This is a genomic window from Stenotrophomonas geniculata (assembly GCF_034508895.1).
Classification (GTDB): Bacteria; Pseudomonadota; Gammaproteobacteria; order Xanthomonadales; family Xanthomonadaceae; genus Stenotrophomonas; species Stenotrophomonas geniculata.
Genome location: NZ_CP140571.1, coordinates 1,345,471 through 1,371,078, shown reverse-complemented (window position 1 = coordinate 1,371,078; position 25,608 = coordinate 1,345,471). Strand labels below are relative to the sequence as shown.

The window sequence follows — 25,608 nt, the reverse complement described above, 5'->3', positions numbered from 1 at the left end:
GACTGTCTGCCGTTGTGTTCCAGGGGAGTCACCGTGTCCTTGCATCGCCGTGCCGTTCTTCCGTTGCTGCTTGCCGCCGCCACCGCACTGTCCTCGCCGCAGCCGGTGCAGGCACAGAGCGCGTACTTCTTTCCGCAGGTCACCGACGCAGCGGCGTTCGATGCAGCGGTGCCCACGCCGGAGCAGTTCCTCGGCTACCCGATCGGCAGCCGTTACACCCGGCACGACCAGCTGGTGGCGTACTTCCAGGAACTGGCGAAGCGTTCCGACAAAATCAGCGTGCGCGAGATCGGTCGCAGCTATGAGGGCCGCCCGCTGCTGATCGCCACCGTCACTGCTGCAGGCAATCATGCGCGGCTGGAGCAGATCCGCCAGCAGCACGCGACCCTGGCCGATCCGGCGCAGCCGCGCAGCGCCGCCGGTGACAGCCCGGTGGTGGTATGGCTGGGCTACAGCGTGCACGGCAATGAGACGTCCAGTGCCGAAGCGGCGATGCTGACCGCTTACTACCTGGTGGCCAACCGCAGCGCGGAAACCCAGCAGTGGCTGCAGCAGGCGGTGGTGCTGTTCGACCCGGCGCAGAACCCGGACGGCCGTGATCGTGCCGCCAACTGGCACAACGCCTGGGCCTCTGACCCGGCCTCGGCCGACCCGGCCGACAAGGAGCACGTCGAGCCGTTTCCGCAGGGCCGCACCAATCACTACTTCACCGATCTCAACCGCGACTGGCTGGCCCTGACCCAGCAGGACTCGCGGCCGAAGGTGGAAGTGTTCCACCAGTGGTACCCGAACGTGCAGATCGACTTCCACGAAATGGGCAAGGACAGCACCTACTACTTCGAGCCTTCGCCGAAGAGCATGCACAGCCCGCTGATTCCGGCGGCATCGTATGAATTCAACAAGACCCTGGCCAAGTACCACGCGCAGGCGCTGGATGCCTTGGGTTCGCTGTACTACACCGGCGAGAATTTCGACAATTTTTCGCCGGTGTACGGCTCCACCTACCCGGACTTCCATGGCGCTGTCGGCGTTACCGTCGAGCAGGCCAGCTCGCGCGGTCGCGTGCAGGAATCGGTGAATGGCCTGCTGACCTTCCCGTTCACCATCCGCAACCAGGTCGCCACCGGTCTGGGCACGGTGCGCGGCGCGGTGACCGAACGCAACGGCCTGTTCGACCTGCAGAAGCAGTTCTTCCAGAGCGCGTTGAAGCAGGCTGCGCAGCAGCCGGTGAAGAGCTTCGTGTTCGGCGACGCGCATGACCCGGCACTGACCCGTCGCCTGCTGGAACTGTTGCTGTTGCATCGCATCGAGGTGCGCGCGCTGGATCGTGCAGTCACTGTCGATGGGCAGCGCTTCGATGCCGGCAGCGCCTACGTGGTGCCGGTGCAGCAGGCGCAGTTCCGCCTGGTGCATTCGATCTTTGCCGAAACGCCGCCGATCAAGGGGGATGTGTTCTACGGCAGCACCAGCTATGCGATCGCACCGGCCTACGGTGTGGCCTTCGCCGGCAGCCGCAGTCGTATCGATGGTGGCGCCCGCGTGGCCGCGCTGCCGGAGGAGCAGGGCGCGGTCTTGGGTGGCCAGGCCGGCTTCGCCTATGTCATCGACTGGCGCGACTACAACGCCGGGCGTGCGCTGGCGGTGCTGCAGGCCAAAGGTTTGAGCACACGCGCAACGTTCCAGCCATTTACCGCTTCGACTGCACAGGGCGAGGCCGATTTCGCCGCTGGCAGCATCGTTGTTCCGGTGGCCGGGCAACCGCTGCAGGGCGCGGCGCTGCGGGATGCGGTGAGTGCTGCTGCACGCGATGCCGGCGTACGCGTACATGCATTGTCCAGCGGCCGCAGCCGCGAAGGCATCGACCTCGGCAGTGATGGCGTCAAGGCGCTGCGCAAGCCAGCGGTGGCACTGGTGATGGGCGAGGGCGTGGCCGCCACCGAGATCGGCTCGGCCTGGTTCCTGCTCGACCAGCAGCTGCACCTGCCGGCCAGCAAGCTGGACCCGCAGCAGCTGGGCAAGGTGCCGCTGGACCGCTACACCACGATTGTGTTGTCCGGCGGTACCTATACGGGCGTCGATGCCACGGCAGTGGCTGCACTGAAGCGCTGGGTGCTGGCCGGTGGTTCGCTGGTGACCTACGGCAGTGCCTCGAAGTGGGCGATCGAACAGAAGCTGGCCGACGGCGAGAAGCTCGGCAAGGAAGAAGACGCTGCTGACGAAAGCCGCCGCGCGTTCGGCGACCAGCGCGACATCGCCGCGATCGAGCGGGTGAGCGGCAACATCCTCAGTGCCGATGTTGATACCAGCCATCCGCTGGCATTCGGCGTGCCGCGCCGGCAGCTGGCGATCAACAAGGAGAACACGGTGACGCTGCAGCCGAGCACGAATCCGTTCTCGACGGTGGTGCGCATTGATACGCCACCGCGGGTGAATGGTTACCTGTCCGAGCGCAACCGTACGCGGGTGGCGGGCAGTGCATGGTTGCTGGTGTCGGCGCAGGGGCAGGGCAATGTGGTGCTGTTCGCCGATGATCCGGCGCATCGCAAGTACTGGCACGTCACGGATCGCCTGCTGATCAACGCGATCTTCTTCGGGAATCTGGTGAATCCGAGTAAAGCGCGGGGTTGAGGCGTTTGGCGCCGAGTCGTTGTTGTGCTTGGGAGGCAGGGGGCCTCAGCCAGGACACGCCGTGAACCCATCCATGGGGGCTCGATGGCGCCATCCTTGGCGCCAACGGTCCTGGCTGAGGCCCCCTGCCTCCCATGACAGTTTCCTGCGGGCGCGGACGCATCAGACCCCAAGGCGGGAGCAAGGGCAAAAGCAAAGGCAAAGGCAAAGCCAGGAATTGCGGCTTCGGCTTTTGACTTTGAATTTGAATTTGAATTTGAATTTGATCTTTCTTCTCCCGGCTACCCGGCGGGAGAAGAAGGCGCGGGCAATGCTTGAAGCGGATGGGCGTGGGGCCAGCGCAAAACCGTGAGGCGCATGGATGCGCCGACCTAGCCCCCATGGATGGGTTTACGGCGTGTTTTGCGCTGGCCCCACGCCCATCCGCCCTCAGCGCAGCACACCGCCGGCTTCTACTCACGGTAGCCAGCAACAAAAAAGGACGGCGCGTCAGCGCCGTCCCTCGATAAGCCCCCGCGCAGCGGGAGACGTCATCCACTTCAGCTGGGATCAGCCGGCGCGACCGCCGCCGTTGCCACCCTGGCCACGACCACGGCCACCACCATTGCCACCACCGCCACGGCGCTGGCCCTGGCCGGCACCGGCACGCTGCTGGCCATTGCCACCGCCCTCGCGACGGCCGCCTCCGGCCTTCTTCGGGCCGGCATGCGCATGGCGCGGCGCATCGCCGTGCGGACGGCGTGCGTGGCTCTTGCGCGGTGCGCGCTCGCCGGTATCGTGCTCGGCCTTGCCCGGTGCGCTGTTGCCCCAGCGGATCGGCGTCTGCAGCTCGAAGCCCGGCACGTCGCGGATGTCCATGTCGCGGCCCAGCAGGCGAGTGATCGCACGCAGCAGCTTCACTTCGTCCTGCGCCACCAGCGAGATCGCCTGGCCGGTGGCACCGTTACGGCCGGTACGGCCGATGCGGTGCACGTAGTCCTCGGCCACCATCGGCAGATCGAAGTTGATCACCTTCGGCAGCTCGTTGATGTCGATGCCGCGCGCGGCGATGTCGGTGGCCACCAGCACGGTCACGCGACCGGCCTTGAAGTCACCCAGTGCACGCAGGCGCTGGCCCTGGCTCTTGTTGCCGTGGATCGCCGCGGTCTTGATGCCGGACTTTTCCAGGAACGTGGCCAGCTTGTCGCTGCCGTGCTTGGTACGGGCGAAGACCAGGGTCTGCTCGCGGCTGTCCTGCGCCAGCAGGTGCAGCAGCAGGTCACGCTTGCGGCTGCCGTCGACCGGGTGCACGCGGTGGGTGATGGTCTCGGCCACGGTGTTCTTCGGCGTCACCTGGATCTGTTCCGGGTTGCGCATGAACTCCAGCGCCAGCTGGCGGATGTTGTCCTCGAAGGTGGCCGAGAACAGCAGGGTCTGGCGGTTCTGCTTCGGCAGCTTGGCCAGGATGCGCTTGATCGACGGCAGGAAGCCCATGTCGAGCATGCGGTCGGCTTCGTCCAGCACCAGCAGTTCAATGCCGGACAGGTCGATGCTGCGACGCTCCAGGTGGTCGATCAGGCGGCCCGGGCAGGCCACCAGCAGGTCCACGCCACGGCGCAGGATGTCCAGCTGGTTGCCCATGCCGACGCCGCCGTAGATGCAGGCGCTGGGGATGCGCAGGTACTTGCTGTAGCCGCGCAGGCTGTCGTGCACCTGGGTGGCCAGCTCGCGGGTCGGGGCCAGGATCAGCGCGCGCGGCTTGCGCGGGCCACTGCGCACTTCCTGCGAGGCGGTGCCCAGGTGCTGCAGCAGCGGCAGGCCGAAGGCGGCGGTCTTGCCGGTGCCGGTCTGTGCGCCGGCCAGCAGGTCGCGACCGGCCAGCGCCAGCGGGATCGCCTGCTGCTGGATCGGGGTCGGGTTTTCGTAGCCCTGCTCGGCAAGCGCACGCAGCAGGAAGGGCGCCAGGCCCAGCGATTCAAAAGACATTGAGATTGCTCCAAGTACAAGAAACGCCTGTCCAAACGGACAGACGGGGGCAGATCAAACTGATCGGCTGACTCGGAGCGTTCCCGTGAACCGCGCTGCGAGAATTGGGTGCAGCCGGCACGAAGCGCAGGCTGGAATGCGTGACGAACGGCGTCGGAGTGGGGGCGGGCGAAGAGGGCGGACCCTGGTCGCCGGCGATCCCGGAGGGAAACGGACGGCCGCTGCAGACCCCGCAAGTCTAAACGATGTTTGAGACTTCACGCAAAAAGGCCTGTTCAGGTAAGGGGCTCTCTGCAGGGCTGCGCCCTGCACCCGCAGACGCCCGAGCCAAGGCCAGAGCAACGTCAGAAGCCGGGTTCCTGCGGGTAGGCGGGGTGGGTCCGGTGGCAGGGGACGCTGCAAGTACGTCCATGTAAGCTCGGTCGCCGCATCCATGCGGCTCACGCCCCTGCCACCGGACCCACCCCGCCTTCGACAGTTTCCTGCGATCTGTCGGAATGGCATGGGGTCAGATCCGTTACCCGCAGGAAAACGGATCTGACCCCGGAATTTCATTCGATATCTGACAGATTTCATCCACGCATGGCGTGGACCTACTGACCACCGGCCTACTGTCGAAGGCGGGGTACTGTGGGTTTGCGGGGTGTGAGCGGCATGGATGCCGCGACCAAGCCCCCATGGACGGGTTTACGGCGTCCCCGCAAACCCACAGTGACCCGCCATCCCACGAAATGCCCGCTGTTGCTGTTGCTTCGGCTGTTGCCCTGGCTTGACGCAGGTGCAGGGCTGCAAGCCCTGCCGACCCCCCACTACGGTAGGGTGGACCGATGCCGCGCTGCAGCTTGGCGCCGCCGCAGATTTGATTACACTTGAAACTTGTTTGCCCACGACTCCGGACACCCACCCATGAAGCTTGGTTCTTTGAAGGAAGGCGGCCGCGACGGCACCCTGATCGTCGTCTCGCGCGACCTGCGCCACGGCGTGCGCGCCACCGGCATTGCCGCCACCCTGCAGCAGGCCCTGGAAGACTGGAGCCACATCGCGCCGCGCCTGAACGCCCTGTACGAATCGCTCAACGCCGGCGACGCCGATGGCGTGTTCGACCTTGACCCGCAGGCACTGGCCGCGCCGATGCCGCGCGCCTATGAGTTCGTCGATGGCAGCGCGTACCTGCCGCACGTCGAACGCGTGCGCCGTGCCCGTGGCGCCGAGGTGCCGGAGAGCTTCTACACCGATCCGCTGATGTACCAGGCCACCAGTGCCGGCTTCCACGGCCCGAGCGATGCGGTCAAGGTGGTCAGCGAGGACTACGGCATCGACCTGGAAGCGGAGATCGTGGTGATCACCGACGACGTGCCGATGGCCGCCACCCCGGAGCAGGCGGCGGGCCATATCCAGCTGGTCGGCCTGGTCAACGATGTCTCGCTGCGCAACCTGATCCCGGGCGAGCTGGCCAAGGGCTTCGGCTTCCTGCAGTCCAAGCCGCGTTCGGCGCTGTCGCCGGTGTTCGTCACCCCGGATGAGCTGGGTGCGGCCTGGCAGGACAGCAAGGTGCACCTGCCGCTGCTGACCCACATCAACGGTAAGTGGTTCGGTGCGCCGGAAGCGGGCGTGGACATGCAGTTCAACTTCGCCGAGCTGGTCGCGCATGCGGCCAAGACCCGTCCGCTGGGCGCCGGCACCATCGTCGGCTCGGGCACCATCGCCAACGAAGACACCAGCAAGGGTGCATCGTGCTTCGCCGAGCAGCGCGTGGTGGAAACTCTGCGCGACGGCAAGCCGAGCACACCGTTCATGTCCTTCGGCGACGTGGTCCGCATCGAGATGCTTGATGCCGCGGGCAACAGCATCTTCGGCGCGATCGAGCAGCGCATCGAACAGGCGGCCAAGCCCTGAGCATGGAGGCGGCGATGGAGATCCTGGTTGACGACGGCCCGGTCGACGACGGCATCGTGCTGTACACCTACTGGCGATCCAGCGCCGCCTACCGCGTGCGCATCGGCCTGGAGCTGAAGGGCCTGGCCTGGGAGGCCCGGCCGGTGCACCTGGTCCGCGAGGGCGGCGAACAACACCTCGACGCCTATCGCACGCTCAATCCGCAGCAGCTGGTGCCGACGCTGCTGCATGACGGTCAGGTGCTGACCCAGTCACTGGCGATCGTGGAATACCTGGATGAGCGCTTCCCGCAGGTACCGCTGCTGCCGGCCGACGCCGCCGGCCGCGCGCGGGTGCGGGCGCTGGCCCAGCTGGTGGCCTGCGATATCCATCCGATCAACAACCTGCGGGTGATGCAGTACCTGGAGCGCGACCTGCAGCTGCCGGCCGACGCCCGCGCGCAGTGGACCCTGCACTGGATGGCCGAAGGCTTCCAGGCCATGGAAACGCTGCTGGCCAACAGCGGTGACACAGGCACGTTCTGCCACGGCGATCGTCCGGGCCTGGCCGACCTCTGCCTGCTGCCGCAGCTCTACAACGCACACCGCTTCGGCCTGGACCTGACGCCGTACCCGACCCTGCGCCGCATCGAAGCGGCCTGCCAGGCGCTGGACGCGTTCGACCGCGCCCGCCCGGAAAACCAGCCCGACGCCGCCTGAACCCAAAAAAAGGGGGCGGAGGGGATTACGTCGTAAATGCATATACGACTTAATCCCCTCCGTCCCCTTCTTGCAGCAGTTGCGCGAGATCATCGCGGAACAGCGCATAGGCTTGTTCGCGACGGGCGCCATCGCCCTGCCGCAGCACCCACGCCGGATGCACGGTGGCGTAGCCGCGGGTGCCGTCCTCCAGCGTGTGCCAGCGTCCACGGTCGCGTGACAGATTGACATCACGGCCAAATACCGAGGCTGCCGCGGTTGCGCCGAGGCAGACGATGACCTGCGGCCGCACCCGCGCGATCTCGCCCATCAGCCATGGCCGGCAGGCCTGGATGTGGCGGCTTTCCGGACGCTTGTGCAGCCGGATCTTGCCGCGGCGCTCATGGTGGAAGTGCTTCACCGCATTGGTCAGGTACAGTGCCGCGCGATCGATTCCCAGTTCAGCCAGCGCACGGTCCAGCAACTGGCCGGCCGGGCCGGCGAATGGCTGGCCGCGCAGATCCTCGACGTCGCCCGGCTGCTCGCCGACCACCATGATCCGGGCATCGACCGGGCCTTCACCGAACACCACCTGCGTGGCCGCTTCCCACAGCGGGCATTGGCGCCAGCGCCCGCGCAGGTATCTTCCGTTGCGGTGCCTGCGCGGGCCGGTCATGCATTTCCTGCACGCGATCGCCCGCATCGCGCACCAGGCGCGGCAGCAGCTGCGCCTCGGGCAGGTGGCGCCAGTACTTGGCTGGCATCTCCTGCATCATCATCCGGGTATTGAGCCGGGCCGGATTGAAGATGCTGGCGTAATAGGTCTGCCACAACGCCTCCCGTGCATCCTCTGCCGGGGCGTCCTCGCGCCGTGCGCCGGGGCCGAAGGCCAGCGCTTGTCCATCCCATGCCACGCTGCGTGACGGCGTCAGTATGGCCCAGTGCATGCCGGTGAAGCGACGCGCGAAAAACGGCGCCACCCGATCGACGATGTGGTGCTGTGGCTCGAACCACGCGATGAACGCCTCGGGCTGGCCGGGCACCTCGCGGAAGCGCACGTACGCCTTCATCTTGTGGGTATCGCGGCGAACGGCCTGGGCGAGCGCGGTTGCGCGCAGCACGTCGGTATCGGCGGGATTCGACAGCACCGAGCGCTCGCCATGGGTGATGCGCCACAGCAGCCGGTACAACAGGGCCATGCGCTGCATATCGCGGTGGCACAGGCAGGTGGCCGCCAGTTCAAGGAAGTCGCGCGGTACGTTCGGCACGCCGGCATCGGCCAGCACGGGCGCGGAGCTGACCGCCGGCGCATCCAGCAGTGATGCGTCGCTGCCCTCCAGCCAGTCGAGCTGGTCCGGTGCGATGCCGCGCAACAGGGCATCGCGCGCACCGTTGCGCCAGGCCTCCAGCGACCACGGCGGGTCCACCCGCAGCGACCAGCGCTGTGCGTCAGGCTGGCGGTGGGGCATCGAACAGCGATCCCTGACGGGGCGGTGGGGCCAATTGGGCGCGCAGCGCCGCCGGATCGTCCAGCGCCCTGCGCGGGTGGTGGTCGGCCAGCAGCACGAATGGCAGCAGTTTGCTCATCGGCGCCTTCAGGCGTGCCACATCGGCAACCCGCAGGCGACCGTGGCGGCGCGCCATCAGCACCCGCTTCACATTGCGCACGCCCAGCCCGGGTACGCGCAGCAGCATTTCCTTCGGCGCGCGGTTGAGATCCACGGGGAAGCGTTCGGGGTGGCGGATCGCCCAGGCCATCTTCGGGTCGATGTCCAGATCGAGCATGCCGGCCTGGGTGGTATCGGTGATTTCATCCACGCCATAGCCGTAGAAGCGCAGCAGCCAGTCGGCCTGGTACAGGCGGTGCTCGCGCTGCAGGGGCGGCGGCTGCAGCGGCAGCTGGCGGCTGGCATCCGGAATCGGGCTGAAGGCGGAGTAGTACACCCGGCGCATGCGGTAGTTGCCGTACAGGCTGTCGGCGCTTGCCAGGATCTGCTGGTCGTTGGCCCCGTCCGCGCCGACAATCATCTGCGTGCTCTGCCCGGCCGGTGCGAAGCGGGGAGGGCGCGGGCGTGCGCTGCGGGTGGACACCGGCGCGACCACCGCTGGCACCTTGCGCGCTTCCTTCGCTTCCTCGATGCGCCAGCGCAGCTCGCCCATCGCACCGCGGATGGACTGTACGGTCTTCTCCGGTGCCAGCGCGCTCAGCCCGGCTTCGGTGGGCAGCTCCACGTTGATCGACAGCCGGTCGGCGTAACGCCCGGCGCTGGCCAGCAGTTCCGGCGACGCTTCGGGAATGGTCTTGAGGTGGATGTAACCGGCGTAGCGGTGTTCCTCGCGCAGTTGCCGTGCTACTTCCACCATCTGCTCCATGGTGTAGTCCGCATTGCGGATGATGCCGCTGGAAAGGAACAGGCCCTCGATGTAGTTGCGCTTGTAGAAGTCCAGGGTGAGCGCGACGACCTCGTCCACGCTGAAGCGCGCACGGGGCACGTTGCTGGATACCCGGTTCACGCAGTACGCGCAGTCGTAGACGCAGAAGTTGGTCAGCAGGATCTTCAACAGCGAAACGCAACGGCCATCCGGCGTATAGCTGTGGCAGATGCCCATGCCTTCGGTGCTGCCGATGCCGCCGCTGGCGCGTGAGTCGCGCTTGCCCGAGCCGCTGGAGGCGCAGGAGGCATCGTATTTGGCGGCGTCAGCCAGGATGGCGAGCTTGCGGATGGTTTCCATTGCGGAAACCTACGGATCGGCGGTCTCATTGGATGAGACCGCCCCTGAACCCTTCAGGTCAGAACCCGTGGGTGATGCTCGGCGCGCCGGCCGAGAAATCCGCGTACGGGTCGTGTTCGCCGCTGCTGCCTTCGGACAGACGGAACTTCAGCGCCAGGCCATCGCGCGAGTCGGCCGCGCGCAGGGCCTCCTCCTGCTCGATGGTGCCAGCCTTGGCCAACCGGAACAGGCACTGGTCGAAGCTCTCCATGCCTTCCTCCAGCGAGCCTTCCATTGCCGCCTTGATCTCGTGCACCTGGCCACGACGCAGCAGGTCGCGGATCATCGGCGTGTTGATCAGCACTTCGGTGGCCGGCAGGCGACGGCCTTCCTTGTTCTTCACCAGGCGCTGGCTGATCACCGCACGCAGGTTCAGCGCCAGGTTCATCAGCACGTTCTTGTGCGCGCTTTCCGGGAAGAAGTTGAGGATGCGCTCGATGGTCTGGTCGGCGTTGTTGGAATGCAGGGTGGCCAGGCACAGGTGGCCGGTCTCGGCGAAGGCGATGGCCGCCTCCATCGTCTCCGCGTCCAGGATCTCGCCGATCAGGATCACGTCCGGCGCTTCACGCATGGCGTTCTTCAGCGCGTTGTGGAAAGCATGGGTATCCAGCCCGACCTCGCGCTGGTTGACGATCGACATCTTGTGCTTGTGCAGGTACTCGATCGGGTCCTCGATGGTGAGGATGTGACCGGTGGTGGTGCTGTTGCGGTGGTCGATCATCGACGCCAGCGAGGTGGACTTGCCGGAACCGGTGGACCCCACCACCAGCACCAGCCCGCGCGGGGTCATGATGACGTCCTTCAGCACCTGCGGCAGGTTCAGCTCCTCGATGCTCGGGATGCGGCTGCGGATGGCGCGGATGACCATGCCGACCTCGCCCCGCTGCTTGAACACGTTGACGCGGAAGCGCCCGGCATCGGGCAGGGCGATGGCCATGTTGAGCTCCAGCTCGCGCTCGAACTGCGGCACCTGGCCTTCGTCCATCAGCGAGTAGGCGATCTTCTTGACCATGCCCGGCGGCAGGCCGGTGTTGCCCAGCGGATAAAGCTTCCCCTCGATCTTGATGTAGACCGGTGCTCCGGTGGTCAGGAACATGTCCGAAGCGTTCTTTTCGGTCATCAGCTTCAGGAAGTAGCCGATATCCATTGCGAATTTTCCCCAACGAAACGGCCGACGCCCGTTGCCAGCACGGTGTCGGCTTGACGACAATGGCCGTGAACCGACAACCGGTACGGCCTCCCCAATGAAACGACTTAGCTTCGCACGAATGCGCCATGGCCTGTATGTGATGGCGTTTGCATTCGCACTGTCTGCCCCCGCCTGGGCGCAGGACGGCGCACTGGAACTGGCCCAGGCCCGGCAGGCGGTCGACAAGGCCACCCAGGCCGATGCCGACCAGTACGCCCCGGACCTGATCGGGCTGGCCCGGCAGGGGCTGGAGCAGGCCCAGCGCGCCGCCGGCGACCGCCGCGAGCGCAAGAACGCCCCGGCGATCGCCCTGCGCGCCGCTGCCGATGCCGACCTGGCCCGCGTCCGCAGCGAGGAAGCCACCGTGACCGCGCAGCTGCAGCTGCGCCGCAACGAGGTCAACCAGCTGCAACGCCAGCTGTCGACCGGGGAGGACCGCCGGTGAAGCCGATGACTGCCGCAACCCTGGCCGCGCTGCTGGCGCTGCCGCCCCTGTCCATGGCCGCCGACAACCCGATGGTGGCGCAGCTGAGCCAGCGCCTGATGGCCATCCAGGCCAATCCCGACACCGCTGAGCTGGGCGCCTTCGAGCGCATGCAGGCCCAGCAGGCCATCGCCACCCTGGACAAGGCCAAGCGCCGCGACCAGGAGCTGGCCACCTACCTGGCCGAGCGCCGGGTGGAGATCGCCGAGACCGCTGTGCGCACCGCCCTGGCCGCGCGCGAGGTCGACCGCCTGGAGCGGACCCGCAGCGACCTGCTGATCGAGGCCAGCCGCCGCGACGCCGCCCGCGCCCGCCAGGAAGCCGAGCAGCTGCGCATGCAGGCGCAGATGCAGGCGGAGGAGGCCGAGCGCCTGCGCCAGGCCGCCGAGGCCGAAACCCTGGCCCGCCAGGACGCCGAGAACGCCCTGACCAGCGTGGCCGGCAAGCAGCAGCAGCGCCTCAGCGCTGCCCAGCAGAACGCCGCCAAGCTGGCCCGCGAGGAAGCCGAGCTGGTGTCCGGTCAGAAACTGCCGGCCTCGAAGTTCGATGGTCGCGGCGAAGTCTTCACCTTCCGTGGTGACGCGTTCACCGCCGGCGCCTCCAGCCTGTCCGGCGGGGCCCGCAACCAGGCCAAGGCGTTGGCCGAATACCTGAACATCGGCAAGAAGGGCCGCCTGCGCATCGAGGCCTACGACAACGCGAACGGCGTAGGCCAGAAGCGTGCCGAAGCGCTGCGCGATGCGCTGGTCGCGGCCGGTGTCGCCAGCAACCGGATCCAGCTCGCTGGCAAGAAGGCGGCCTCCACCCAGGCGCGTTCGGCCGAGGTCATCATCGCCCCGTAATTGCTTGATATTGTTTGTTTTTCGTTGCGATGAGCATTCAGCCTGAACCCCGCCCCGGCGGGGTTCGGTCTTTTTGCCGCAGGGGTCTTGTTCCCCGCCTTGAGCAGGCGTAGGGTCAATCGTCCGGGACGCAATGCCGCGGACCGGACGATGGGAGGGCCGGGCCGATGCAAACAGGGCGCGAACCGCAGCGAATCGACGTGCGCAGGCCAGTGCCGCAGGTCGTTGCAGGCGTCCAGGTGGCCATCGACCGGCGCTCCTCCATGAACAACGCCCCGTGCCTTGCGGCCGGGGCGTTCGTGTATCTGTCGAAGGAGGTCCATCATGTTTGAAGATCAGCCCCAGAGCGAGATCGACGCCCGTCGCGCGCGTGATCCGGAGTTCAGGGCACTCCATGACCAGCACCGCAAGTTGAACAAGAAGTGCATGGACGCGGAGTTGGGTGTGCTCCCGATCGATGATGTCACCCTGGGTCGCATGAAGCGCGAAAAGCTGCTGGCCAAGCAACGACTTCTGCGAATGTACGAAACACCGCTCCCAACGACGTCCCCCACGCTTTGACGCACCCCGTCACGCCCGGAACGGCGTGACCCGGCCATCGATGGCCCCGCCGGGCGCTTCTGCCCCGGCATCGCGGCACCGCCGATGAGGCGGCCGCGCCAAGGCACCACAAGCGGTGGTGCCTTGGCCTGCAGGCACGACTCACCGATGCGGGCGGTACCGGTCTCCTCGTCGATCCGGGGCCGTCCGCATCTCTTTTTTACGGCGGGCACGCCGCTGCCGCAGCGACCTGACTTTCATCGCCATCCGTCGGATAATCATCGGTCCGGCCCTGCGTGGCGCGAACCGAAAGTCCTCCGAATGCCCATCCATTCTTCCGTCCTCGAACTCATCGGCCAGACCCCGATCGTCAAGGCCCAGCGCCTGGACACCGGCGTCTGCGAGCTCTACCTGAAGCTGGAGAGCGCCAACCCGGGCGGATCGATCAAGGATCGCATCGGCCTGTCGATGATCGAAGCGGCGGAGAAGCGCGGCGACCTGAAGCCTGGCGCGACCCTGGTCGAGGGCACCGCTGGCAACACCGGCCTGGGCCTGGCCCTGGTGGCCCAGCAGAAGGGCTATAAGCTCATTCTGGTCGTTCCCGACAAGATGAGTCGGGAAAAGATCTTCAACCTGAAGGCGATGGGCGCTGAAGTGCGTCTGACCCGCTCGGACGTGGCCAAGGGCCACCCTGAGTACTATCAGGATCTGGCCAAGACCATTGCCGAGCAGACCCCGGGCGCGTACTTCATCAACCAGTTCGGCAACCCGGACAATCCGGCCGCGCATGAATTCGGTACCGGCCCGGAGATCCTCGAGCAGATGGGCGGCGACCTCGATGCCATCGTGTTCGGCTGTGGCAGCTCCGGCACCATGACCGGCCTGTCGCGCGCCTTCGCCAAGCTGTCGCCGAAGACCGAGCTGGTGCTGGCCGACCCGGTTGGCTCGATCCTGGCCGAGTACATCAACGACGGCAATCTGAACGACAAGTCGGGCAGCTGGCTGGTGGAGGGCATCGGCGAGGACTTCCTGCCGTCGATCTCCGACTTCAGCCGCGTCAAGAAGGCCTATGCCATCAGCGACGCCGAGAGCTTCCACACCGCGCGCGAACTGCTGGGCAAGGAAGGCATCCTGGGTGGCTCGTCCACCGGCACCCTGCTGGCCGCCGGCCTGAAGTACTGCAAGGAGCAGACCACGCCGAAGAAGGTGCTGGTGCTGGTGCCGGATACCGGCAACAAGTACCTGTCGAAGATGTACAACGACTACTGGATGCTGGACAACGGCTTCCTGCAGCGCCCGCAGCATGGCGACCTGCGCGACCTGATCCTGCGCCCGTACGGCCAGCGCGACACTGTCGTGATCGGACCGAACGACCTGCTGACCACCGCCTACCAGCGCATGAAGCTGTACGACGTGTCGCAGCTGCCGGTGATGGACGGCGACCAGTTGGTCGGCATCGTCGACGAAAGCGACGTGCTGCTGCATGTGTATGGCGATGAGGCACGTTTCCGTGACACCGTCGCCACCGCCATGGTCAGCAAGCTGGACCGGCTGGACGTGAAGTCGCCGATCGAGGCGCTGTTGCCGGTGTTCGACCGCGGCCAGGTGGCGATCGTGATGGACGGCGACACTTTCCTGGGCCTGATCACCCGTATCGACCTGCTGAACTATCTGCGCCGTCGCGTGCAGTAAGCCGCTGATCGCAGACGTTCGCTGCTGAATCCCGGTTTATCCGCGTCAAAGGTCGTTAAGGCCGCGCTGGTAGACTTCCGCACCTTCGATGGCGCCGCGTGTCGGCGCCCCTCAGGAAAGAACATGTCCAACGCTACTTCCCAGGATCGCGCCCTGGCCCTGGCCACGCTGGCCATCCACGGCGGTCAGTCGCCCGATCCCAGCACCGGCGCGGTGATGCCACCGATCTACGCCACCTCGACCTATGCCCAGTCCAGCCCGGGCGAGCATCAGGGCTTCGAGTACTCGCGTACCCACAACCCGACCCGCTTCGCCTATGAGCGGTGCGTGGCGTCCCTGGAAGGCGGCACCCGTGGTTTCGCCTTCGCTTCGGGCATGGCGGCCAGCTCGACCGTGATCGAACTGCTGGACGCCGGCAGCCACGTGGTGGCGATGGACGACATCTACGGCGGCAGCTTCCGCATGTTCGAGCGTGTGCGTCGCCGAACCGCCGGCCTGGACTTCAGCTTCGTCGACCTGACCGACTTGGCCGCGTTCGAGGCAGCCATCACGCCAAAGACGAAGATGGTCTGGATCGAGACCCCGACCAATCCGATGCTGAAGATCGTGGACATCGCTGCGGTGGCCGCCATCGCCAAGCGCCACGGCCTGATCGTGGTGGTCGACAACACCTTCGCCTCGCCGATGCTGCAGCGCCCGCTGGAGCTGGGCGCGGACCTGGTGCTGCACTCGGCCACCAAGTACCTCAATGGCCACTCGGACATGGTCGGTGGCATGGTCGTGGTCGGCGACAACGCCGAACTGGCCGAGCAGATGGCCTTCCTGCAGAACTCGGTGGGTGGCGTGCAGGGCCCGTTCGACAGCTTCCTGGCCCTGCGTGGCCTGAAGACCCTGCCGCTGCGCATGAAGGCGCACTGCGCCAACGCGCTGGCCCTGGCCCAGTGGCTGGAAAAGCATCCGGCGGTGGAAAAGGTGATCTACCCGGGCCTGCCGTCGCACCCGCAGCATGAGCTGGCGACCCGCCAGATGGGCGGCTACGGCGGCATCGTCTCGATCGTCCTCAAGGGCGGTTTCGAGGCGGCCAAGCGCTTCTGCGAGAAGACCGAGCTGTTCACCCTGGCCGAGTCGCTGGGTGGCGTGGAAAGCCTGGTCAACCACCCGGCGGTGATGACGCACGCCTCGATCCCGGTCGCGCGGCGGGAACAGCTGGGCATCAGCGATGCGCTGGTGCGGCTGAGCGTGGGCGTGGAGGAGCTGGGGGATCTGCAGGTGGATCTGGAACGGGCGCTGGGCGGGAACGTCTGAGAATGGGCATCCTTTCGGTCTTCGGCAAGCACCGATCGCTTGCCTTCGAGCTGACCCAGCGCGAGGTTCTTGGGCGCTACCGCGGGGCCAGCTTCGGTCTGCTGTGGTCGCTGATCAGCCCGTTCCTGATGCTGCTCGTCTATACCATGGCCTTCGGCTACATCATGAAAGGCCGCTGGCCCGGATCGACCGGATCGACCACCGACTTCGCCCTGATCCTGTTTGCCGGCCTGACCGTGCACGGCTTCTTTGCCGAGTGCTTCACCCGTGCACCGCAGCTGATCGTCAGCAACACCAGCTACGTCAAGCGCGTGGTGTTTCCACTGGACCTGCTGGTCTGGAGCATGGCGTTCTCGGCGCTGTTCCACCTGCTGATGAACATGGTCGTACTGCTGATCCTGCACTTGTGCGTGAAGGGCAGCGTCCCACCTACCGCGGTGCTGCTGCCGGTGGTGGTGTTGCCGCTGGTCATCCTCACCGTGGGCGTAGGTTGGATCGTTTCCGCGCTGGGTGTGTACCTGCGCGACATCGGCCAGATCGCCGGCGTCATTGCCACCGCCATGCTGTTCCTGTCCTCGGCCATCGTGCCGCTGGATTCGGTGCCGGCCAGCTACCGCATCGTGTTCGAGCTCAACCCGCTCACCTTCATCATCAACCAGGTGCGTGAAGTAGTGATCTGGGGACGCCTGCCGGACTGGACTGGCCTGGCCATCTACACCGTGATCGCTTGCGTGGTCGCCGTCATCGGCCACCGCCTGTTCAACAAGCTGCGCGTGGGGTTTGCCGATGTCCTCTGAAACTGCCCTGGCCGAGACCGTCATCCAGGTCAACGGTGTCGGCAAGTCGTATCACATGTACGAACGGCCCTCGCATCGCCTGTGGCAGGCCCTGGCTGGCAAGCGCAAATCCTTCTACAAGGATTTCTGGGCGCTGCGCGATGTGAGCTTCTCGGTCCGCCGCGGTCAGACGGTGGGCATCGTTGGCCGCAACGGATCGGGCAAGTCGACGCTGCTGCAGATGATCGCCGGCACCCTCAACCCTACCGAGGGCAGCATCCAGGTCAAGGGGCGCGTGGCGGCGCTGCTGGAACTGGGCAGCGGCTTCAATCCGGAGTTCACCGGCCGCGAGAACGTCTACCTCAATGCTACGATCCTGGGCCTGTCGCGAGCCCAGATCGACCAGCGATTGGAGAGCATCCTCGCCTTCGCCGACATCGGTGAGTTCATCGATCAGCCGGTACGCAGCTATTCCAGCGGCATGTCGGTGCGCTTGGCCTTCGCGGTGATCGCCCATGTCGACGCCGATATCCTGATCATCGATGAAGCGCTGGCCGTGGGTGATGCGTTCTTCTCGCAGAAGTGCATGCGCTTCCTGCGTGAGTTCCAGAAGAACGGCACGCTGCTGTTCGTCAGCCACGATGCCGCCGCCGTCACCAACCTGTGCGAGAACGCGGTGTGGCTGCAGAACGGCCGCATGCGCCTGTCGGGCACCTCGCAGGAGGTGGTCGAGGCGTACATGACCGAGCAGCACGTGGTCGGGCGACGTGAGGTGGGTGGCGAAACCATCGTGGTCGAGAAGAAGCAGCGCCGCAGCACCGCTGAATCTCCGGACTTCCGCCGCGAGCAGTTCCGCGACGAGGGCGTCGTCAACCGCATCGCGCTGTTTGAATTCGATCCGGACAATGTCGGGCAGGAGTTCGGCGCGCAGGGCGCGCGCATCGTTGACGTAGCCATCCGTGGCGATGACGGCAGTGCACTGACGCTGGTCGAGGGTGGCGAACTGGTCACCCTGCAGGTGGCGGTGAAGCTGGAGGAGACGCTGGGCAACCTGATCGTCGGCTTCTATGTGAAGGACCGGCTGGGACAGCGCCTGTTCGGCGACAACAGCTACTTTGCGTGCAAGGATGCCCCGGTTGGCGGAGTAGCTGGGCAGACGGTGCGGGCGACGTTCCAGTTCCGCATGCCCGTGATGCCCTCCGGGTCCTACATGATCGATGCTGCCGTCGCCTCCGGCGACCTGCATGACCACACGCAGCAGCACTGGATCCACGATGCCCTCGAATTCCGCGCGCTGGACGAAACCATGCGCTTTGGACTCATCGGCATCCCGATGCTGAATATCACCTTGCAGAACAACGATGTCTGAGCGGCCCCTGTGCGCGCTCGACCTGAGGGAAGTGGAAGATGGCAGACGAGTTGATCATTGAAGGTGCGGCGGATCCGACCGCAGCCATTTTTCGTCACGGTGCAATGTTCACCCGCCCGGAGTTTCTGGAGACATCGGGCTGGCTGGAGCATGTTCCGTTTGCATTCTGGGTGATCCAGGCGCATCGGCCGTGCTCGCTTGTCGAGCTCGGTTCCCACCGTGGCATCTCGTATTTCGCGTTCTGCCAGGCGGTCAAGGAGATGGGCTTGGACACGCGCTGCCATGCGGTCGACACCTGGGAAGGTGACTCGCAGGCCGGTTACTACGAAAACGATATCCATCGCAGCGTCGTCGAGCGCAACGAACGCAGCTACGCTGCGTTCTCGACCCTGCTGCGGATGACCTTCGACGACGCGCTGGACGAAGTGCCCGATGGCTCGGTCGACCTGCTGCATATCGACGGCCTGCACACCTTCGAGGCGGTCTCGCACGACTTCACTACATGGCTGCCGAAGATGTCCTCGCGCGGCGTGGTGCTGTTCCACGATACCAACGTGCATACTGAAGGCTTTGGCGTCCAGCGCTTCTTCGCGCCGTTGCGCGAGCGCTATCCGAGCTTCGAGTTCCTGCATGGCAATGGCCTGGGCGTCATCGCTGTGGGCGGCGACATTGGCGAGACCATGAGAGCACTGTTCGCCAGTGCTGGCGTGCCGGCCGCCGAGGCCTTGGTCCGTGGTGCGTTCTCACGCCTGGGCGCAGCCTGCACCGATCGCGTTTGTGCCGAGACTGCCGAGGCCGAAGCATCGCGGCTGGGCTCGGAGAAGGAATCGATCTACGCCTGGGCACTGTCGCTGGAGTCGGAGCTGGAAGGCTCCAAGCGCAACTACCAGCGCCTGGAAGGCGAGTTCGACGAGCGCACGCGCTGGGCGCTGGAGCTGGACCAGATCGTCCAGGCCAGCGGTGGCCACAACGCCATTGCTGAATTGCGTGAACGCAACGATGCGCTGGAGGCGCAGCTGGAACAGGTGCGGGGCGAGAAGGCGGACGTCGAAGCTGACCTGCGACGGCACCAGGAGGCATCGCAGCACGAAGCGGCCGAGCTGCGCCGATTGCTGCAGACGGCTCATGAGACCGCTGCCAGCCGTTCGGAAGTCAGCCGTGAGCTGCAGCGGCGCTCTGGTCTTGCCTTCCGGCCCGGTGCGGAAGGCACCTCCGAGCTGGAAGTGCAGCGCGTCATCCGCGAATACGACGAGCAGCTGGAGAGCCTGAACGATGCTTTCACAAAAGTGCTCGCTTCCAAGTCCTGGCGCATCACGCGCCCGATGCGCTTCGCTTCGCGCCTGCTGCGCGGGGATGTGCCCGCCATTATCGCGTCGCTGCGTGCAAGTGGCTTGGCGCGCTACCCGCTGCTGGCACCGCTCGCACGCCCGGTGCGGGGCTGGCTGCTGCGCCATGACAAGGGTCAGGTCGAGCCGCCTGCCGGCCTTGCACTGCCGTCAGTGGTGGAAGACCCGGACGAAGTGCTGAAGACCCTGTCCTTCCCGGAGCATGAATTGCCGGAAGTCAGCATCGTCATTCCCACCTACGGCAACCTGCCGCACACCCTGGCCTGCCTGCGCTCGATCGCTGCGCATCCGCCGGCAGTGAGCTATGAAGTCCTGGTGCTGGAGGATGCCTCTGGCGATCCCGAGATCGAGAAGCTTGTGCCTGTGCCGGGCCTGCGCTTCCATCACAACCCGCAGAACCTCGGCTTCCTGCTGTCCTGCAACCAGGCGCTGGAACTGGCCCGGGGCCGCTACACCTATTTCCTCAACAACGACACCGAAGTACGTCCGGGCTGGATGGACCAGATGCTGGACGTGTTCCAGCGCATGCCCGACTGCGGCATGGTTGGTTCCAAGCTGGTCTACCCCGACGGCCGCCTGCAGGAAGCCGGTGGCATCATCTGGCGGGACGGCTCGGCCTGGAACTACGGCCGCCTGGATAACCCGGCCGACAGCCAGTACAACTACCTGCGGCCGGTGGACTACTGCAGCGGCGCGAGCCTGCTCATTTCCAGCGCGCTGCTGCGTGAGCTGGGCGGCTTCGATCCCGAGTTCGTGCCGGCCTACTGCGAGGACTCGGATCTGGCGTTCCGCGTGCGCAAGGCGGGTTACCAGCTCTACTACTGCCCGACCTCGGAAGTCGTGCATTACGAGGGTATCTCTCATGGCACTGATACCGGCAGCGGCATCAAGGCCTACCAGATTGCCAATCAAAAGAAGCTGCGCGAGCGCTGGCAGGACGAGCTGGCACGGCACGAAGCCAATGGCGAGCACGTGGTGCTGGCCCGCGACCGTGCCTGGCAGAAGGAAACCGTGCTGATCGTCGATCACTACGTGCCGCAGCCCGATCAGGATGCCGGCTCGCGGACCATGATCGCCTTCATCGACGCTCTGCTCGCGCGTGGCTGCGTGGTCAAGTTCTGGGCTGACAACCTGTACTTCGATCCGATCTACACCCCGCCGCTGCAGGCGCGTGGCGTGGAAGTGATGTATGGCGGCCAGTGGGTGGGCGGCTTTGCGCGCTACCTGCAGGAAAACCCGCACGTGCGCACCGTGATGCTGTCGCGTCCGCATATCGCCGAGCATTACATCGATGCCGTTCGAAAGCAGCCGGGTGTGCGCAGCGTCTACTACGGCCACGACCTGCACTTCCGCCGCATGGACATGGAAGCCACCCGCAATGGTGGCAGCGATGGCGAGGCACGGTCGATGGAGCTGCTGGAACGGCGCATCTGGAAGGCCGTTGACCGCGTCCTCTACCCGTCGGCCGAAGAGGCACAGGATGTGCGCTCCCTGGAGCCGTCCGTCGATGTACGCGCGATCCTGCCGTACGCCTTTGACCACTTCAACGATGATGCTGTGCCCGAGCAGCGTGCCGGCATCCTGTTCGTCGCCGGCTTCGCCCACGGCCCCAATGTCGATGCCGCACAGTGGCTGGTCGAGTCGGTGATGCCGCAGGTCTGGGCGCGCCACCCCGGTGTGAAGTTGTCGCTGGTGGGATCCAACCCGACCGACGCCGTGCGCGCCCTGGCAGGCGATCACGTCGAGGTGACCGGTTTCGTCAGCGACGAGGAACTGGCCCAGCGCTACGGCGCCGCGCGCGTGGCCATCGTGCCGCTGCGGTTCGGCGCCGGCGTCAAGGGCAAGGTCGTCGAGGCCATGCAGCAGGGCCTGCCGCTGGTCACCACGGGTATCGGCGCCCAGGGCCTGGTCGGCCTGGAGGCCGTGGTTACTGTGGCCGACGAAGCCGATGGCCTTGCCGCTGGGCTGTTGTCGTTGCTGGAAGATGACGCACTGTGGCTGCAGCGTTCGCGCGCGGCAGCCAGCTACTGCCGCGGCCAGTTCTCGCGCGATTCACTGGGACGCGCGTTGGAATCGGCATTCGCAATGGAGAAGAAGGCATGATCGTTCGTTCGCGCGCGCCGCTGCGCCTGGGCCTGGCCGGCGGTGGTACTGATGTGTCGCCGTTCTGCGACCAGTTCGGTGGCTTTGTCATGAACGTGACCATCGACAAGTTCGCCTACGCGACCCTCGATGGCTCGCCGGATGGAATGGTCGAATTCCACGCACAGGATGCGGGCGCCTGCGAGCGCGTTGACCCGCAGGCCGTGGAGGCCGGCCCCGGCCCGCTGCAGTTGATGAAGGGTGTCTACCTGAGGGTCTGCAACGATTTCCTGCAGGGCGAGCGTCCAGCCATCCGCATCCGCGCGCATTCCGATGCGCCGCCTGGCTCCGGCCTGGGCTCGTCCTCGACGATGGTCGTCGCCCTGGTCACCGCCTTCGCCGAATACTTCGCGCTTCCGCTGGGCGAATACGAGATCGCGCAGTTGGCTTACCGTATCGAACGCGTTGACCTGCAGTTGTCCGGTGGCAAGCAGGACCAATATGCGGCGGCATTTGGCGGCTTCAATTTCATGGAGTTCTACGACGCCGACCGGGTGATCGTGAACCCGCTGCGCATCAAGGACTGGATCTGGTCCGAGCTTGAGGCAGGCCTGGTGCTGTACTTCACCGGCGTGTCGCGTGCATCGGCCAAGATCATCGACGAGCAGTCGCGCAACATCAAGGAAGGCAAGGCCAGTTCACTTGATGCAATGCATCGGCTGAAGGTCGAAGCCAGCCAGATGAAGGAAGCGTTGCTGCGCGGTGATTTCGAGCGGCTGGCGCAGGTGATGCAGTCCGGCTGGGAAGCCAAGAAGCTCAGCGCCAGCAGCATCTCCAACCCAATGATCGATGAGATCGAAGCGCTGGCGATGCACCACGGCGCGCGCGCGACCAAGGTCTCAGGCGCCGGTGGTGGTGGCTTCATGATGTTCCTCTGCGATCCGGCACATCGGGTCGACCTGGTGCGCGCGCTCGCGGGCGCTGGCGGCACCGTTTTTGATACACACTTCACCCACCAAGGTGCAACGGCATGGAAAATCGGATGAACGACTTCATCAAGGCCGAGTTCGGCAAGACGCTTGAAAACTTCCAACGCATGTCGGCGGATGTGGCGCTGGCGTCGCAGATAGAGCAGGCAGTGGCACTGTGCGTGGACGCGCTGAAGGCCGGTCGCAAGATCCTGTTCGCCGGTAACGGTGGCAGTGCTGCCGATGCGCAGCACTGGGCAGGCGAGCTGGTCAGCCGCTTCTACTACGACCGTCCGGGCCTGCCGGCGATCGCGCTGACCACCGACACCTCGATCCTGACCGCCATCGGCAACGACTACGGTTACGACTACACCTTCGCCCGCCAGATCGAAGCGCTTGGCCAGGAAGGCGATGTGTTCGTGGCAATCTCCACTTCGGGGCGTTCGAAGAACATCATGCGCGCACTGGAGGCCTGCGAAGCCAAGGGTGTGCGCGTGATCGGGTTCACTGGCGAGCACGGCGGCGACATGAAGGACCGCTGCGACATCTGTTTCCGCGTGCCTTCCAGCGAGACGCCGCGCATCCAGGAAGGCCATGAGTTCATCGGCCACCTGCTGTGTGCGCTGATCGAAAGCGAGATGTTCCCCCGCTGACATGGCTGCCGACGAGATCCTGATCCTGGCCGGCGGCTTCGGCACCCGGCTGCGCAGTGAAGTGCCCGACCTGCCCAAGCCGCTGGCTCCCGTGGCCGGGCGCCCGTTCCTGGCCTACCTGCTGGACCGCTACGCGGCCGCCGGCATGCGTCGTGCGATCCTGGCGACCGGCTATCTCGGTGATGTGGTGGAGCAGACCATCGGCGCCCGTTGGGCGGGCATGGACGTGGTGTACTCTCGCGAGGAGACCCCGCTTGGCACCGGCGGCGCGATCGCCGCCGCGGCACGGCTGGCGCAAGGTGAAGGGCTGCACGTCTGCAACGGCGACACTTACCTCGAGTACGCGCCGGGTGCGCTGGAAGCGGCTGCACAGGGCTTGCCGATGTCGATCGCGCTTGCGCGGGTGGACGATGTCTCGCGTTATGGCACGGTGGATGTCGAGCAGGGCAGGGTGCTGCGCTTCCATGAGAAACGCCCGGGTGGTGCCGGCCTGATCAATGCCGGCAGCTACTTCCTCAGCGCGCATGCGCTGGCCAGCCTGCCCGGCGAAGCTGCTTTCTCGTTCGAGAAGCAGGTGCTGGAGCCGGCTGTAGCCGCTGGGCAGGTTGGTGCGCTGGTGGAGACTGCCGCGTTCATCGACATCGGCGTGCCGGAGGATTTCCATCGCGCACAGACGTTGTTCGGAGCAGCCTGATGACGGTGCTGCCAAACGTGCCGGGCTTCGTTGCCGGGCCGATCGCGCGGCGGCCTGGCGCGCCAGTGCTGTTCCTCGATCGGGACGGTGTGATCAACGTCAACCACGGCTATGTGCATACCGCGGAGCGTACAGAGTGGGTCGCCGGTATCCTGCCGCTGCTGGCCGATGCTGCGCGCTTGGGCTACCAGGTTGTGGTGGTGACCAACCAAGCCGGCATCGCACGAGGCTTCTACAGCGTCGATGACTTCACCGACTATACGCACTGGCAGCACGAGCAGTTGCTGCAGGCCGGCGCGCCGCTGCTGGGCACGTGGTTCTGCCCGCATCATCCGCAGGCCGGCCAGGGTGAATTCAAGATTGACTGCCTGTGCCGAAAGCCCGAACCGGGCATGCTGCTGAAGGCGATCGAGGGGTTCTCGATTGATCCGGCACAGGCGGTATTCGTTGGCGACAAGATCTCGGATATGCAGGCGGGGGCGGCTGCAGGCATTGGGAAGCTGTTCCTGATCGCAGGCGACATCGGCAAGGGTGCTGCACCGCAGCAGGCCATCATGGTGCCTGACCTCGCCGCGGTGCAGCTTCAGCTGTAGCTGGTTCTCCACAAGGTCCGCCGGATGCCGTAGCCATCCGGTGCTGCTAGGATGCCCTTTCCATCCTTCCTGGAGAGGGTTGTGGCGCGCTTCAGATCTGTGTCGTCGACGGGTAACTGTCTGCTGTGCAATGAGCCGGCCACTGCCTTCAGGGTGGTTGATGGCGTGCAGTATCTTGAATGTGGCATCTGCGATTTCATATTCGCCGACCCGGTGCTGATAGCATCGGTTGATGCTGGCGAATCTGCCCGGGAGTACGACGAGGACTACTGGCGCTCCGAACTGCAGTCGGCACGTGACCGGTCTTTCGGGTCGTCGTTGGCAAGGTTGGGGGAAGCGTTGCTCTACTGCTCCATTCCCGTCCAGCGCTTCATCGATATCGGTACGGGCCCAGGGTTCCTGCTCGATGCGGTGCAGCGCTACCTGCCGAAGAATTCGCATTGCTTCTACGGCGTAGAGAAGTTTCCACCCGAGCCGGCGTATCGCTCCAGCCACGCGAATTACATGTGCGGCGATCTGGCCGACATCGGGATGACGTTCGAATGCGGTATCTGTGTGGAAGTCATTGAACATCTCACCCCGTCGATGGCGAGATCATTGGCGACCTCCCTGCGCAAGGTCGCCTCTCCGGGGGCCCTGTTTCTGTTCAACACCGGCCTGACCGAGTATGTGCGGACCGAGGATCCAGGCTACCTTGATCCATTCCACCGGGGGCACATCACCTGCTGGTCGGAAAGCGCTGCGCGCCGGCTGTTCGAGCCTCTGGGGTTCCGCGTGCTTCCGCTGCAGGGCAAGAGCTGGGCGTTCGTGGTCGAAGTCCTTTCCGACGATCCGCGGCAGCAGGTTCCGCTGGCTGATCGCATCTGGTCGGCGCCGCAGGCCAACGTCGATCTTTTGACCGATGAGGACATGGGAACGGTCATGCACATACTGGCCCGGGAGAGCGCCCGGGCCTACATCTAGTCCGTCCGGCCCTTTCTGCGGCGCTACCTCGAGGTCAGCCCCGGGGTGCGCGACCCACAGTGTGTCGCACTGTTACTATCTAGGTCCGGCTGCTGATGGCATCGCGGCGGAATGGCCATGTGATGGCATCGCGGCGGAATGGCCATGTACGTGCCTCCTGTTGCCCACGGATCC

At 65.7% G+C, this 25,608-nt stretch carries 19 protein-coding genes and 1 pseudogene; 16 read left to right on the top strand and 4 right to left on the bottom strand.

Annotation, left to right across the window (positions count from 1 at the left end):
* Positions 1-33: 33 nt before the first annotated feature.
* Positions 34-2,628, top strand: coding sequence for a M14 family zinc carboxypeptidase (locus RI032_RS06460; protein ID WP_322548020.1), 2,595 nt, complete (start codon positions 34-36; stop codon positions 2,626-2,628).
* Positions 2,629-3,177: 549 nt separating this feature from the next.
* Here the strand turns inward: RI032_RS06460 and RI032_RS06455 are convergent.
* A complete protein-coding gene (locus RI032_RS06455; RefSeq protein WP_010484086.1) occupies positions 3,178-4,593 on the bottom strand; it encodes a DEAD/DEAH box helicase in 1,416 nt (471 codons plus the stop codon).
* A gap of 906 nt (positions 4,594-5,499) precedes the next feature.
* Between RI032_RS06455 and RI032_RS06450 the strand changes: the two genes are divergently transcribed.
* Both RI032_RS06450 and maiA read left to right on the top strand, forming a co-directional pair.
* Positions 5,500-6,489, top strand: coding sequence for a fumarylacetoacetate hydrolase family protein (locus RI032_RS06450; protein ID WP_322548019.1), 990 nt, complete (start codon positions 5,500-5,502; stop codon positions 6,487-6,489).
* A 14-nt stretch (positions 6,490-6,503) separates the two neighbouring features.
* Positions 6,504-7,187, top strand: a complete 684-nt coding sequence (gene maiA, locus RI032_RS06445) for a maleylacetoacetate isomerase (RefSeq protein WP_010480627.1) — start codon at positions 6,504-6,506, stop codon at positions 7,185-7,187.
* Positions 7,188-7,236: 49 nt separating this feature from the next.
* Here maiA and RI032_RS06440 read toward each other — a convergent pair.
* The 3 genes and pseudogenes from RI032_RS06440 to RI032_RS06430 all read right to left on the bottom strand — a co-directional run bounded on the left by RI032_RS06440 (position 7,237) and on the right by RI032_RS06430 (position 11,085).
* Positions 7,237-8,635: pseudogene (locus tag RI032_RS06440) on the bottom strand (UdgX family uracil-DNA binding protein).
* Complete coding sequence (locus tag RI032_RS06435) at positions 8,616-9,899, bottom strand: putative DNA modification/repair radical SAM protein (protein ID WP_049480776.1); 1,284 nt, start codon at positions 9,897-9,899, stop codon at positions 8,616-8,618. Before RI032_RS06435 ends, RI032_RS06440 begins: the two are co-directional and overlap by 20 nt.
* Positions 9,900-9,957: 58 nt before the next feature.
* On the bottom strand, positions 9,958-11,085 hold the full coding sequence (locus RI032_RS06430) for a PilT/PilU family type 4a pilus ATPase (protein WP_043398800.1): 1,128 nt from the start codon (positions 11,083-11,085) through the stop codon (positions 9,958-9,960).
* Positions 11,086-11,206: 121 nt separating this feature from the next.
* Here RI032_RS06430 and RI032_RS06425 point away from each other — a divergent pair, with 121 nt between their 5' ends.
* The 13 genes from RI032_RS06425 to RI032_RS06365 all read left to right on the top strand — a co-directional run bounded on the left by RI032_RS06425 (position 11,207) and on the right by RI032_RS06365 (position 25,434).
* A complete protein-coding gene (locus RI032_RS06425; RefSeq protein WP_010480631.1) occupies positions 11,207-11,572 on the top strand; it encodes a DUF4398 domain-containing protein in 366 nt (121 codons plus the stop codon).
* A complete protein-coding gene (locus RI032_RS06420; RefSeq protein ID WP_109814926.1) occupies positions 11,569-12,453 on the top strand; it encodes an OmpA family protein in 885 nt (294 codons plus the stop codon). Before RI032_RS06425 ends, RI032_RS06420 begins: the two co-directional genes overlap by 4 nt.
* Positions 12,454-12,777: 324 nt before the next feature.
* On the top strand, positions 12,778-13,014 hold the full coding sequence (locus RI032_RS06415) for an HP1242/YdcH family protein (RefSeq protein ID WP_005407964.1): 237 nt from the start codon (positions 12,778-12,780) through the stop codon (positions 13,012-13,014).
* Positions 13,015-13,314: 300 nt separating this feature from the next.
* Positions 13,315-14,685, top strand: coding sequence for a pyridoxal-phosphate dependent enzyme (locus RI032_RS06410; protein WP_134958492.1), 1,371 nt, complete (start codon positions 13,315-13,317; stop codon positions 14,683-14,685).
* A 123-nt stretch (positions 14,686-14,808) separates the two neighbouring features.
* Positions 14,809-15,990, top strand: a complete 1,182-nt coding sequence (locus tag RI032_RS06405; RefSeq protein ID WP_322548018.1) for a cystathionine gamma-synthase — start codon at positions 14,809-14,811, stop codon at positions 15,988-15,990.
* 2 nt (positions 15,991-15,992) lie between these two features.
* Positions 15,993-16,787, top strand: a complete 795-nt coding sequence (locus RI032_RS06400) for an ABC transporter permease (protein ID WP_019338011.1) — start codon at positions 15,993-15,995, stop codon at positions 16,785-16,787.
* Entirely contained in the window at positions 16,777-18,135 is a 1,359-nt protein-coding gene (locus tag RI032_RS06395; protein WP_322548017.1) for an ABC transporter ATP-binding protein, read from the top strand. The genes RI032_RS06400 and RI032_RS06395 overlap by 11 nt, the downstream gene beginning before the upstream one ends.
* Positions 18,136-18,173: 38 nt before the next feature.
* Complete coding sequence (locus tag RI032_RS06390; protein ID WP_322548016.1) at positions 18,174-21,584, top strand: class I SAM-dependent methyltransferase; 3,411 nt, start codon at positions 18,174-18,176, stop codon at positions 21,582-21,584.
* A complete protein-coding gene (locus RI032_RS06385) occupies positions 21,581-22,609 on the top strand; it encodes a GHMP family kinase ATP-binding protein (protein WP_019338014.1) in 1,029 nt (342 codons plus the stop codon). The genes RI032_RS06390 and RI032_RS06385 overlap by 4 nt, the downstream gene beginning before the upstream one ends.
* Positions 22,606-23,184 carry a D-sedoheptulose-7-phosphate isomerase gene (locus RI032_RS06380; RefSeq protein ID WP_322548015.1) on the top strand — a complete coding sequence of 193 codons (579 nt, stop codon included), beginning with the start codon at positions 22,606-22,608 and terminating at the stop codon, positions 23,182-23,184. The genes RI032_RS06385 and RI032_RS06380 overlap by 4 nt, the downstream gene beginning before the upstream one ends.
* A gap of 1 nt (position 23,185) precedes the next feature.
* Positions 23,186-23,878 (top strand): sugar phosphate nucleotidyltransferase, encoded by a 693-nt coding sequence (locus RI032_RS06375; RefSeq protein ID WP_322548014.1) that lies wholly within the window; start codon positions 23,186-23,188, stop codon positions 23,876-23,878.
* Between the two features lie 17 nt (positions 23,879-23,895).
* Positions 23,896-24,471 (top strand): D-glycero-alpha-D-manno-heptose-1,7-bisphosphate 7-phosphatase, encoded by a 576-nt coding sequence (locus RI032_RS06370; protein ID WP_322548013.1) that lies wholly within the window; start codon positions 23,896-23,898, stop codon positions 24,469-24,471.
* 51 nt (positions 24,472-24,522) lie between these two features.
* The gene (locus tag RI032_RS06365) at positions 24,523-25,434 is read left to right on the top strand and encodes a methyltransferase domain-containing protein (protein WP_322548012.1); all 912 of its coding nucleotides are present in this window, start codon (positions 24,523-24,525) and stop codon (positions 25,432-25,434) included.
* Positions 25,435-25,608 lie beyond the last annotated feature (174 nt).